We start from the raw sequence: 12,622 nt of genomic DNA, 5'->3' as shown, positions 1-12,622 counted from the left end.
GGACAACCGTCCGTCGCGCCACCGCCTTGTCCGCATACGTTCTTCCCGCTGCGAGCCGCCGGGTCAACGGCGGCTCCCCAGACGGGAGATCGGGGGTGCGTGCGTGCGCATCGGACTGCTGACGGAGGGTGGTTATCCGTATGTGAGCGGTGACGCCGGACTCTGGTGCGACCGGCTCGTGCGCGGGCTCGGGCAGCACGAGTTCGACGTCTACGCGCTCAGCAGCGGACCGCACCAGGAGGAATCCGGCTGCGTCCCGCTTCCGCCGCAGGTCAGGCGAGTGCGAACGGCACCGCTGTGGACCGCCGAGGACGACGGGGTCGCGTACGGGCGGCGCGCGCGCCGGCGCTTCACCGAGTGCCACGGCGAACTCGTGGCCGCCCTGTGCTACAGCTCCCCCTCCCAGGCGGACCGTTTCGCCAGTGCGCTCTACGGCCTCGCCGAACTCGCCCGCGACCAGGGCGGGCTGGTGGGAGCGCTCCGCTCCGAAAGCGCCGTACGCGCTCTGGAGCGCGCCTGCCGCGCCCCGGGCGCGCTGCGCACGGCGCGCGAGGCGCGCGTACCCGAGCTGCTGACCGTCGCCGGACACCTCGAACGCGCCCTGCGCCCCCTCTCGCTCGACTGGTACGGGCCCGACGGCCCGGACGGGGGCGCTCTCGGCTCGGTGGACCTGTGCCATGCCGCGTCCGGCGGCCCGGCCGCCCTGCCCGGACTCCTCGCGCGCCACTTCCACGACGTGCCACTGCTCGTGACGGAGTACGGGGTGCGGCTGCGGACGCACTACCTGAACTCGGGGGCGCCGGGCGCCACCGCCGCCGAGGGCAGCCCCGCCGTCCGCGCCCTGCTCGCCGCCTTCCACGGTCTGCTCGCCGCCGAGACCTACCGGCAGGCGGCCCGCCTCGCCCCCGGCAACGCGCACGCCCGCCGCTGGCAGGAACGCTGCGGCGCCGACCGCGCCAAGGTGCGCATGATCCCTCCGGGGATGGACGCCGCGCCCTTCGCGGACGTGGGCGACGCACCCGACGCCGCCGATCCGCACACCCTGGTCTGGGTCGGCCGGGTGGAACCGGCGAAGGACCTGGTGTCCCTGCTGCACGCCTTCGCCCAGGTCCGCACGGAGGAGCCGAGGGCCCGCCTGCGGATCGTCGGCACGCCGGCCGGTCCCGAGGGGCAGGCCTACCTCGGACACTGCAGGATGCTGGCCGCCCAGCTCTTCCCCGACGAGGCCGAGGGCCCGCACGCCGTCGGCGACAACCCGGTGTCCTTCGAGGAACCCGGCGGCCCGCAGGCGCCCGCCCTCGCCGAGACCTACGCGGCCGGAGCCGTCGTCGTCCTGTCCAGCGTCGTCGAGGGGTTCCCGGTGGGCCTCGTGGAGGCGATGTTCTGCGGCCGGGCGACCGTGTCGACGGACGTCGGCGCGGTGGTCGAGGTCATCGGCGGCACCGGGCTCGTCGTACCGCCGCGCAATCCACGGGCGCTCGCGGAGGCGTGCGGCGCCTTGCTGCGCGACCCCGAACGCCGTGCACGCCTGGGCGCGGCCGCCCGCGCCCGCGCGCTGGAGCTCTTCGCCGTCGAGCAGAACGTCGAGGCGTATCACGGCCTCTACCTGGAGATCGTCTCCCAGTGCCCGGCCCGCGGGGTCGTCCTCGACGAGGACGGCGACCCCCGTCCGTTCGCCGTCCCCGCCGAGGCCCGGCTGCCCGGCCGCTGGACCGGCCTGGGCGCACGGGTCACCGCCCGCCGAGGCCCGGGCTGGCCGGCGGGGCCGCCGGTACGCGGGACCTCGGCGCGCGGCGGATCGACGCCGGGCCCGGCCCCACGGGCCACACCCGCGCCGGGCGGCCCGGCACCGGGCGCGGCGACGTGCGGCGACCCGCTGGCGCAGGGAGCGCCGGCGTATGGCGGCCCACCGGCACCGGGCGCGTCGGCCTACGTCGGCCCACCGGCACCGGGCGCATCGACGTGCGGCGGCCCACCGGCACCGGGCGCATCGGCCGTCGCCGCGGTTTCGCTGGCCGAGGGGGCGCGATGAGCGACCTCGGTGAACTGGACCGGTCCGGCGCCCCGGAGAAGCCGGCCGCCCCCCGCCGGGGCGCCGGGGACCCCGTGAAGGCACTGATGCACCGTCACCGGGACCTGTGCGAAAGGGCCGTCGACCCGCTGGAGATCGCGGCCGGCCTGGAGGCCCACGGCGTCACCGACCGCACCGCGGCCCGCTTCCGGCACCGGGACGTCTTCTCCCTGGCCGAGGAGCTGTACGCCCGCGTCCCGCGCGGCGACGACACACGGCCGCGCCCCGCACCCACCGCCCCGCCACGCCCCCGCGCGGACCGGGCCCTGCTCACCCTGCTGCCGGGCGCCCTGTGCGCAGCGGCGCTGGCCGGGCTGCGGCTCACCGAGGGGCGGACCCGTCTCGTCGTGGCCGCCATCGGCGTTCTCGTCGTGACCCTCGCCCTGCGCCAGGCCGTCGCCAAAGGCCCGCTCGGCCCCCGCGGCGGCACCCGCCCCGGCCGGCTCCGGACCGCCCTGTGGACCTACTGGCTCCTCGCCTACGCGGCCCTCGGCGACGGCCTGCTGCGGGCCGCCGTGGCAGGAGGGCCCGACGGGCCGCCCACCGGCGCCCCGGACGGCCCGTGGCCCTTCGCGCCCGCGCCCCTGCTCACCCTCACCCTGGCCTGCGCGCCCGCCGCCTGGTGCGCCCACCTCCTCACCGCCCGCGCCCGCCGCCGACTGGACGCCAGCCGCGGCCTGGAGGAGTTCACCGCATCCGTACAGCCCCTGCTGCTCGGCGTGTTCACGCTGTTCCTGGCCGCCCTCGGCGCGCTGACCGCCCTGTGCGCCGCGGCCCTGGACGAGCCCCCGGCGTACGCCCCCGTCCTCACCCTGGGCGCCCTCCTCTTCCTCGCCCGCCTCCTCACGGTCCACGGCTTCCCCCACGTCCCGGCGGTCGTGGTCGGCGTCACCGGCACTGTCGAAGCCCTCGCCCCGGCCACGGTCTTCGCGGCCCGGCTGCCCGGCTGCGGTTTCCTGTCCGTTCCCGTCGAGACCGTCGTCACCGCCTGGGGCCCGGCGAGCCTCCCGGCCCTGCTCTGCGCAGCCGCCGTGCTGCCCCTGCTCGTTCACGCGGCCCGCAGCCTGACCAGAGCCTCGGCCCACGCGCGAACGGCCCACCCGTGCTGACCCGCCCCGCCTCCCGCACCCCCGCCCGGGCGGCGCCGCGCCGCAGGGGCGGGCAGCGGCCGTCCGCCGGCCCCCGACCACCGCGCGCAGCGCCACCCCCACCGTGCGCGGACCGCACGACGCACGCGCTCCTCCATCCAGCCGCAGGCAACCGCACCACCCTCGAAGGAGAGACCAGATGACCACCTCCCGATCCGGAGCGACCGGAGCCACCGGGGCACCCGCGGTCGCAGGAGCCCCCGCGGTCACCGGAGCAGCCGCGGCACTCGGGGCGCTCGCCGCCCCCGCGGCCCCGGCAGCCGCAGCACGCACCGAGGGAGCCGCACGATGAGGGTCCTGCTGACCGGAGCCAATGGTTACCTCGGCCGCTTCGTCGCCGACCGCCTGCTCGCCGACCCGGCCGTCCAGCTCACCGCGCTCGGCCGCGGCGACGACGCCGACGTCCGCTTCGACCTCGCGTCCGGCAGCCCCGGCGCGCTCACCCGCTTCCTCGACGCGGTCCACCCCCAGGTCGTCGTCAACTGCGCGGGCGCCACCCGCGGCGGCGCCCGCGAACTCACCCGCCACAACACCGTCGCCGTCGCCACCGTCTGCGAGGCCCTGCGCCGCAGCGGCTGCGGGGCCCGGCTGGTGCAGATCGGCTGCGGCGCCGAGTACGGCCCGAGCCAGCCCGGCTCCTCCACCGCCGAGGACGCCGTCCCCCGCCCCGGCGGCCCGTACGGCGTCAGCAAACTCGCCGCCACCGAACTCGTCCTCGGCTCCGGCCTGGACGCCGTCGTGCTCCGGGTGTTCTCCCCGGCCGGCCCCGGCACCCCGGCGGGGTCCCCCCTCGGACGCCTCGCGGAGGCCATGCGCCGCGCCATGCAGTCCGGCGACGGCGAGCTCAAACTCGGCGGACTCGGCGCCCAGCGCGACTTCGTCGACGTCCGCGACGTCGCCCGCGCCGTGCACGCCGCGTCCCTCTCCGCCGCCCAGGGCGTCATCAACATCGGCTCCGGGCGCGCCGTCCGGCTGCGCGACGCCGCCTCGATCCTCGCGCGCGTGGCCGGATACGGCGGCGCCCTCCACGAGCTCGACGGTCCGCCCGGCGCCCATCTGCGGCCGGCCATCGGACACCCCCGCGCCGACTCCGACCACGCGGGCCCGGTCGCGTACCCGTACCCCGACGGCTGCGGCAGCTGGCAGCAGGCCGATGTGCGCACCGCCCGCGACCGGCTGGGCTGGCGGCCCCGGATCAATCTGGAGGAGTCCCTCGCCGACATCTGGATGGAGGCGGCATGTCGTATCTGACCGGCACGCCGACGGGCACCGCGGGCACCGGGACCACCGACCTCCGTACGGGCTTCGGCGTGCCCGGCACGGCCCACCCCCTGCTCGCGCCGGCCGAGTGGGGCTCGCTCGCCCGCACGGGCGCGGCCCTGCACTGGGTCGTCCTGAACGTCGCCGACGGCCCCGGCGTCCGCCCCGACCCGCACTGTCTCCAGGCCGTCGGCGGGCTGCGCAACGCGGGCGTCCGCGTCCTCGGTCACCTCGACCTCGGCCACGGCGTCCGCGGCTTCGCCGAGGTGCTCTCCGACGCGCGACGGCACCTCGACTGGTACCAGGTCGACGGCTTCCTCCTGGACCGCTGCCCGGCCGGGCGCACCGAACTCCCCGGGGTCCGCCGCACGGTCGCCGCCCTGCGCACCCTGCGTGACACGCCCCACATCGTCCTCGGCCATGGCACCCACCCGCACCCCGGCTACGCCGACCACGCCGACCAGCTCGTCACCTTCCGCGGTCCCTGGACCGACTACCGCTGGTCGCAGGTGGCCGAGTGGACCGCGGACCATCCGCCCGAGCGCTTCTGCCACTTGGTGCACGGTGTGCCCCGCGGCCACCTCGAAGAGGCGCTGCGCATCGCCCGCTGGCAGGGCGCGGCCACGATCTGGTTCACCGACCGGGGGGACCGCGGCGGACTGGACGACCCCTGGGAGACCATGCCCGGCTACTGGGACGAACTCGTCTCGCGGATCGGAACGGGTGTCTCGGAATGAAGAAGGCCGTGGCAGTGTTACGGGGAGAACAACTGTAGTGATCGACCGACCAACGGAGTCCCCGTGTCGCTGCCACCCCTGGTCGAGCCAGCCGCTGAGCTCACCGTAGACGAGGTTCGCCGGTACTCCCGCCACCTGATCATCCCCGACGTCGGGATGGACGGGCAGAAGCGGCTGAAGAACGCCAAGGTGCTCTGTGTGGGCGCCGGCGGCCTCGGCTCGCCGGCGCTGATGTACCTGGCCGCGGCGGGCGTCGGCACGCTCGGCATCGTGGAGTTCGACGAGGTCGACGAGTCGAACCTGCAGCGCCAGATCATCCACAGCCAGGCCGACATCGGCCGTTCCAAGGCCGAGTCCGCGCGTGACTCCGTCCTTGGCATCAACCCGTACGTGAACGTGATCCTTCACGAGGAACGGCTCGAGGCCGAGAACGTGATGGACATCTTCAGCCAGTACGACCTGATCGTCGACGGCACGGACAACTTCGCGACCCGCTACCTGGTCAACGACGCGTGTGTGCTGCTGAACAAGCCGTACGTGTGGGGCTCGATCTACCGCTTCGACGGCCAGGCCTCCGTGTTCTGGTCCGAGCACGGCCCCTGCTACCGCTGCCTGTACCCGGAGCCCCCGCCGCCGGGCATGGTCCCCTCCTGCGCCGAGGGCGGTGTCCTCGGTGTGCTGTGCGCGTCGATCGGCTCCATCCAGGTCACCGAGGCGATCAAGGTCCTCACCGGCACCGGTGAGCCCCTGGTCGGCCGCCTCATGATCTACGACGCCCTGGAGATGCAGTACCGCCAGGTCAAGGTCCGCAAGGACCCGGACTGCGCGGTCTGCGGCGAGAACCCGACCGTCACCGAGCTCATCGACTACGAGGCCTTCTGCGGCGTCGTCTCCGAGGAGGCCCAGCAGGCGGCCGCCGGCTCGACGATCACTCCCAAGCAGCTCAAGGAGTGGATCGACGACGGCGAGAACATCGAGATCATCGACGTCCGCGAGCCGAACGAGTACGAGATCGTCTCCATCCCGGGCGCCAGGCTGATCCCGAAGAACGAGTTCCTCCTGGGCACCGCCCTGGAGGGCCTGCCGCAGGACAAGAAGATCGTCTTGCACTGCAAGACGGGTGTCCGCAGTGCGGAAGTCCTCGCCGTGCTGAAGTCCGCGGGCTTCTCGGACGCCGTCCACGTCGGTGGCGGTGTCATCGGCTGGGTCAACCAGATCGAGCCGAGCAAGCCGGTCTACTGATCCGGTTCGTGTCTTTGATCGGAGGGGGCTCCGGGCGCCACGCGTGCCCGGGGCCCCCTCCGTCGTCATGAGCAGACCTTGCCGTCCTTCGGCACCGTGCCCTTGAGCAGATAGGCGTTCACCGTCGAGTCGACGCAGTCGCTCCCGCTGCCGTAGGCACCGTGCCCCTCGCCCTTCCAGGTGAGCAGCACCCCGACTCCCTTGCCGAGTTCGTCCGCCATCTTCCGGGCGCCCTCGTACGGTGTCGCCGGGTCCCCGGTGTTGCCGACCAGCAGGATCGGCGCCGCACCCGGCGCGCTCACCTCCGGGGTGTCGTACTGCCCGGCCACCGGCCAGTCGTGACACCAGCCGGCCGTGTCCCAGCCCAGGAAGCCCCCGAAGACGGGCGAGATCCTCTCGAACTCCGGCAGCCGCTTCCTGGTCTCCTCGGCGGTCGGCCGCTGCCTGTCGTCCAAGCACGATATGACGCGTTGCGAGTGGGTCGTCGTGCCGTAGTTCCCCGAGGAGTCCCGCTCGTTGTAGGCGTCGGCGAGCGCCAGCAGCTCGGTGCCGTCACCCTGCTCCGCCGACTCCAGGGCGCTGGTCAGGGCCGGCCAGCTCTGCTCGCTGTACAGCGGCAGGACGATCCCGGTGACGGCCAGTGCCTGGCTCAGCTTCCGTCCGTCGGACGTCGGCAGCGGCTCGTTGTCGAGCCGGTCCAGGAAGTCCGCGATCTTCGCGGTGCCCTGCTCGGGGTCCTGGCCCGTCGACTTCAGATAGTCGTCGAGCGCCCGCTGGAAGCCTCTCGCCTGGTTCTCGGCATGGCCCACCGCGTCGGCGGTCGGGTCGACGACCGCGTCGAGGATCAGCCGCCCCACGTTCTTCGGGAACAGGTGGGTGTACACACCGCCGAGTTCGGTGCCGTAGGAGATGCCGAAGTAGTGCATCTTCGTGTCGCCGAGGACCTGGCGCATCAGATCCATGTCGCGGGCCGTGTCGGTGGTGGACACATGCGCCAGCAGTTCGCCCGCGGCCTTCTCACAGCCCTTGCCGAAGGCCGTGGCGTCCTGGAGGTACGTCTGTTCCTCGGCCGTGGTGTCCGGGGTGATGTCGATGGACTCGGCGGCCTGGATGTCCTTGTTGCTGCGGCAGCGGATGCCCTCGCTGCCGCCCACCCCGCGCGGATCCCAGCTGACCAGGTCGTAACGCTCGCGCAGCGCGGAGAAGGTGGAGCCGTACGGCGGCAGGGTGGTCACGCCCGAGCCGCCGGGGCCGCCGAAGTTGAACAGCAGCGAGCCGATCCGCTCGCCGCCGCTGCCCCGGGACTCGGCGCGGATCAGCGCGAGACCGATGGTCTTGCCGTCGGGCTTCGACCAGTCCAGCGGCACCCTCAGCGTGGCGCACCTCCACTCGCTGCCCGGTGCGGCCGAGTCCGCGCCGCCCCGGCAGCGCCCCCAGTCCAGCTTCTGCCCGGTGAGCGAGGCCGGCAGGGCCGCCGCCGTCGCCGTACCCGACGAGCCCGCGGACGGCCGCGCGTCGGCCGCTCTCCCCTTTCCGTCCTCCCCGCCGTCCGAGGAGCCGCTGCCGCAGCCCGCCGCGAGGAGCACGGCGGCGGCCCCGAGAGCCGCCCACCGCAGGAATCGCGCCATGGAGCCTTCCCCCCTTGCCGACCGTCCGCGCCGGGCGGCGGGACGGCTGTCAGGCCATGGTAGGCGAGTGCGGCCCGCCCGTCCGAGCCTGTGGATAACGTTGTGACCTGCGGGTTTTCCGGGGGTGAGGGGAAAGCGGGGGAGGGTCAGGAGCAGACGGTCCCGGAGGCCGGCACCTTGCCCCGAAGCAGATAGCCGTCCACGGCCGCCTGCACGCACTTGTTCTTGCTGCCGTAGGCGCCGTGCCCCTGCCCCCGGTAGGTCAGCTCCACGCCCACGCCCTTGCCCAGTGCGGTCGCCATCCTGCGCGCCCCCTCGTACGGGGTCGCCGGGTCACCGGTGTTGCCCACGACGAGGATGGGAGCCGAGCCGGCCGCGCCGACCTCCGGACGGTCGGCGGCGCCCGGCACGGCCCAGTCGGCGCAGCTCACCATGGACCAGGCCAGGAAGTCCCCGAACAACGGCGAGGCGGCGCGGAACTCCGGCACCTTCCCCTCGACGTAGTCGGCGGAGTAGCGGGGCTTGTCGTCGGAGCAGTTGATGGCGGCGTTCGCGGCCGCGATGTTGCTGTACTCGCCGTTGGCGCTACGGCCGTTCATAGAGTCGGACAGCAGCATCAGGATCCTGCCGTCCCCGTCGTAGGCCTGCTCCAGGCCCTCGGTCAGGTACTCCCAGAAGTCCTTCGAGTACAGGGCCTGAGCGATGCCGTTGGTCGCGGCGCTCTGGGTCAGGACGCGTGGGAAGACGCCGGGGATCGGCTTCGTCTCGAGCCGCTCCAGCAGGGCGGCGATGCGGTCCTTCACGTCCTTCGGGGTGTCGCCGACGGGACAGTCCTCTGCCCGGGACGTGCAGTCCTGTGCGAAGTTGTCGAGCGCGAGCTGGAAGCCCCGGGCCTGGCCGAGGGCCCCCTGCTCCGGCGTCTGCGTCGGGTCGACGACCGCGTCGAACACGGCCCGCCCCACGTTCTTCGGGAACAGATGCGCGTACACACCGCCGAGTTCGGTGCCGTAGGAGATGCCGAAGTAGTGCAGTTTCGTGTCGCCGAGGACCTCGCGCATCAGGTCCATGTCACGGGCCGCGTCGGTGGTGCGGACATGCGGCAGCATCTCCTCGGAGTGCTCCTCGCAGGCCGCGTTGAACGCTTCGGTGTTGTCCAGCAGCGTGGCGCGCTCGGCGGCGTCGTCGGGGGTCGAGTCCTGCTGGAAGTACGCGTCGAGCTGCTGGTCGTTCTTGCACTTCACACCGGCGCTGCGGCCGACCCCCCGCGGGTCGAAGCTCACCAGGTCGTAGCGGGTGCGCAGGGTCGTGTAGTCCTCGCCGAACGCCGGCAGCGTACTGACGCCCGAGACGCCTGGCCCGCCGAAGTTGAACACCAGCGACCCGATCCGCCGGCTCGGATCGCCGCTCGCCTCGGCCCGGATGAGCGCGATCCCGATGGTGTCACCCTTCGGGTCGGCCCAGTCCCGGGGCGCCTTCATCGTGGCGCACTGCCAGCGGTCGCCGTCCGGCAGCGGGGACGGGGCGTTGCCGCCGCCCTGCGAGGAGGACGGAGCCGGGCAGTCCTCCCAGTCGAGCTTCTGCCGCGTCAGGTCCTCGTCCCCGGCGTCCTCGCCGCAACCGGCCAGCGCGGAGGCCAGCAGGAGGGCGGTCGCGGTCAGGGCGGCGGCGCGCAGACGGGCGGGGCTCGGCATGATCCCATCGTGGGGCCGGGCCAGGCCACGCGCGCGGGGCGCGGGCCGTACGAGGTACCGCCTCTAGAGCGCGCCCTTGCGGCTCAGGTGGTTGAAGGCCAGCCAGCCCGGCAGCACCGGGAGCCACAGGGTCAGCAGCCGGTAGAGCAGCACCGCGGGGGCGGCCACCTCCTTGGGCAGGCCCACCGCGATCAGACCGACCGTCAGCGTCGCCTCGACCGCTCCGACACCGCCCGGGGTCGGGGCGGCGGAGCCCAGCGCGTTGCCGGCGAGGAAGACGACCGCGACGCTGGCGATGCTGATCGAGGACGACTCGGTGCCGAACGCGCGGATCGACGCGTCCAGGCACATCACGAAGCAGAACGTCAGCAACAGCATGCCGCCGATGCCGGTGACCAGCTTCTGGGGCCGCTGCAGCACGTCCAGCATGCGCGGCACGACACCCGCGAACAGCGACCGCACGCGCGTGGAGACGAATTTCCGCAGGAACGGCACCGATGTCACCACCAGCACCAGCACCGCCACCGTCAGCAGACCCGCGATGACCGTGCGGGACGGCGACAGCGACGGTGTCTTCTCGGTCCCGGTCAGATAGCCGAACGACAGCAGCATCAGGATGTGGCAGCCGAGCCCGAACAGCTGCGACGCGCCGACGCTCGCCACCGCGAGCCCGGGGCGCACCCCCGAACGCTGCAGGAAACGTGTGTTGAGCGCGACCCCGCCGACCGCGGCCGGGGCCACGATCTTCACGAACGACCCCGCGACCTGCGCGGCGACGGTCCGCAGGAACGGCACCCGCTCCGGCACGAACCCCAGCAGGCTCATCGCGGCGGCGACATAGCTCAGCGCCGAGAACAGCACGGCCGCCGCGACCCAGCCCCACTCGGCGTTGGCGACGAGCGGGCCGAACTCGATGTGCGTGAGCTGCGTCAGCAGGAAGTACGCGCCGATCGCACCGGCGATGAAGCTCATCAGGGTGCGCGGCCGCACCCGCTCCAGCCGGGCCGGCTCGACCGGCGCCTGGGGCCGGATCCGCAGCACCTGGTGCCGGATCTGGGTCAGCAGATCCTCCTCGCGGGCCTCCTCCAGGGCGTCGTCGATGGCCCGCTTCTCGGCACGCGCCTGTGCCCGTACGGCCCTCTTCTCGGCCTTCTCGGAGACCGGCTCCGCCTCGTGTCCCGCCTCCAGCCGGGCCTGCTTGGCCTGCCGGGACGCCTCGAGGACCGCCTCACGCTCGCGCTGCGCCCGCTCCCGGGCCAGTCGGCGCAGCGTCGCGCGCGTGGAGCGACTGAGCGCGATGGGCTGCAGCATCGGCAGACAGTCCGCCACCGCGTCCGGGCCGAGCACACCCACCGCCGAGGCGACCGCGCGCTCGGCGCCCACTCTGAGCCCCAGGGTCACGAGCAGCTGGGAGATGTCCATGCGCAGCAGCAGATCGCCCGCCGCGATCTCGCCGACGCGCAGATCGGTGAGGATCACCGTGCCGGAACGATCCACCAGGACCGCGTCCCCCACCAGCCGGCGGTGCGCGATACGCCGGGACTGCAGGGCGCGCACCTGGTGCCAGGTGTCCCGCAGCAGGTCGTCGGTGATGTCGTCGTCCGCCAGCGAGTCCAGCGTGCGCCCGCCGGTGTGTTCGTAGACGAGCATCACGGCGTCGGGGCCGAGCTCGGAGGTGGCGATCAGCTTGGGAGCGTTGGCGCCCGCCGCGATCGCCGCGTAGGCGAGCAGCGCCTCCTGCTCCAGCGCCTGGCGCAGCGACTGCAGGCTGCTGCGGGTGGCGAAGCCGCGCAGGGTCAGATTGCGCCACGCGCGGTAGAAGAATCCCTGGGCCTGCTGCTCCCGGTCGACCACGGTGACGTCCAGCGGCGGGCCGTCCTCCAGGGTGACGAAGTAGCGTCGGCCGCGGTCGCCGGTCTCGGAGGTGTCCGGCCCCTCCTCGCGGGCCGCGCTCACCGGATGGAAGCCGACGTGCCGCAGGCCCGCCATCAGCGTCCGTCCCGTGGGCCGCACGTTCGGCGAGCCGACCGCGTACAGCGTCCCGTAGGCCACGGTCCAGCCGATCAGTACCGTCAGGATGATCGAGAACGGCGTGGTGTAGCCGGTGACCAGCATCGAGAACGCGTCGAGGAGCAGCACCATCCACAGCACCGCGCGCCAGCGCGGCCGGCGCGACATGCCGACGGCCGTCATATAGGCGATGACCGGGGCGAGATAGCCGTGCACGGGGTCGGTGAGGGCGTGGATGTCGCCGGGGGAGGGCTGGGTGAGGGCCTCCTGGATGGAGTCCGGGGCCGCCTTGGCGACCCACAGGTCCGTGGCGAGTGTCACACCGTGCGCGAGGACGGCGGCGAGCACGCCGTCGGCGATGCGCAGCCCGTCCCGTTTGATCAGCCGCTCGATCGCGAAGGCCACCGGGACCAGCAGGATCGCGATGCTGGACGCCAGCCCCGCGATCTTGATGAGCAGGTCCGGCGCCTGACCGGTGCCCTTGTTGATGTCCTGTTCGAGACCCGAGGTCGTTCCGTGGGCGAAGGCGGCGATGCCCAGCAGCACGATGACGGCGAGCACGCCCACCAGCAGCCGCATGAGGTCGGAGGGGCGGTGCACGCGCGCGGGGAGCAGCGGTTCGTCGCCCTCGACCTCGTCGATGTGTACTTCCTCGCACGACTCGTCGAGCGGCTCCTCTCCGACCTTGCCGTCCGAGCTGTCGGGGCGGTCCGGGCGCGACGCAGCGTCAGAGGTGCCCTCCGCGTCCTCGGGATGCACACCCTGCTGCTTCATCGTCTCTTCTTGATCTCGTATCACCGGTCACCGCCCGCACGATGGTGGCATGCTCCACCGA

General features: G+C 73.3%; 8 protein-coding genes. 5 read left to right on the top strand and 3 right to left on the bottom strand.

Translation table 11 applies throughout. The features are described 5' to 3' along the window. Nucleotides 1-103: 103 nt before the first annotated feature. The 5 genes from ABZ464_RS08800 (at nt 104) to moeZ (ending at nt 6,458) form a co-directional block, all read left to right on the top strand. Nucleotides 104-2,032, top strand: a complete 1,929-nt coding sequence (locus ABZ464_RS08800) for a DUF3492 domain-containing protein (RefSeq protein ID WP_359272903.1) — start codon at nt 104-106, stop codon at nt 2,030-2,032. After that, nucleotides 2,029-3,180, top strand: a complete 1,152-nt coding sequence (locus ABZ464_RS08795) for a hypothetical protein (protein WP_359272900.1) — start codon at nt 2,029-2,031, stop codon at nt 3,178-3,180. The genes ABZ464_RS08800 and ABZ464_RS08795 overlap by 4 nt, the downstream gene beginning before the upstream one ends. A 327-nt stretch (nt 3,181-3,507) precedes the next feature. Continuing rightward, entirely contained in the window at nt 3,508-4,470 is a 963-nt protein-coding gene (locus tag ABZ464_RS08790; protein WP_359272898.1) for an NAD-dependent epimerase/dehydratase family protein, read from the top strand. Beyond that, the gene (locus tag ABZ464_RS08785) at nt 4,458-5,216 is read left to right on the top strand and encodes a spherulation-specific family 4 protein (protein WP_359272895.1); all 759 of its coding nucleotides are present in this window, start codon (nt 4,458-4,460) and stop codon (nt 5,214-5,216) included. The genes ABZ464_RS08790 and ABZ464_RS08785 overlap by 13 nt, the downstream gene beginning before the upstream one ends. A gap of 63 nt (nt 5,217-5,279) precedes the next feature. Beyond that, nucleotides 5,280-6,458 carry an adenylyltransferase/sulfurtransferase MoeZ gene (gene moeZ / locus ABZ464_RS08780; protein ID WP_359272892.1) on the top strand — a complete coding sequence of 393 codons (1,179 nt, stop codon included), beginning with the start codon at nt 5,280-5,282 and terminating at the stop codon, nt 6,456-6,458. A gap of 65 nt (nt 6,459-6,523) precedes the next feature. Here moeZ and ABZ464_RS08775 read toward each other — a convergent pair whose 3' ends face one another. The 3 genes from ABZ464_RS08775 to ABZ464_RS08765 all read right to left on the bottom strand — a co-directional run bounded on the left by ABZ464_RS08775 (nt 6,524) and on the right by ABZ464_RS08765 (nt 12,561). Further along, on the bottom strand, nt 6,524-8,086 hold the full coding sequence (locus ABZ464_RS08775; RefSeq protein WP_359272889.1) for an alpha/beta hydrolase: 1,563 nt from the start codon (nt 8,084-8,086) through the stop codon (nt 6,524-6,526). A 146-nt stretch (nt 8,087-8,232) separates the two neighbouring features. After that, the gene (locus ABZ464_RS08770) at nt 8,233-9,777 is read right to left on the bottom strand and encodes an alpha/beta hydrolase (protein ID WP_359272887.1); all 1,545 of its coding nucleotides are present in this window, start codon (nt 9,775-9,777) and stop codon (nt 8,233-8,235) included. Nucleotides 9,778-9,840: 63 nt separating this feature from the next. Then, on the bottom strand, nt 9,841-12,561 hold the full coding sequence (locus ABZ464_RS08765; RefSeq protein ID WP_359272884.1) for a flippase-like domain-containing protein: 2,721 nt from the start codon (nt 12,559-12,561) through the stop codon (nt 9,841-9,843). Between the last annotated feature and the right edge of the window lie 61 nt (nt 12,562-12,622).

The sequence above is a fragment of the Streptomyces sp. NPDC005820 genome (assembly GCF_040630255.1).
Lineage (GTDB): Bacteria > Actinomycetota > Actinomycetes > Streptomycetales > Streptomycetaceae > Streptomyces.
This window is presented reverse-complemented; position numbering and strand designations above follow the sequence as displayed.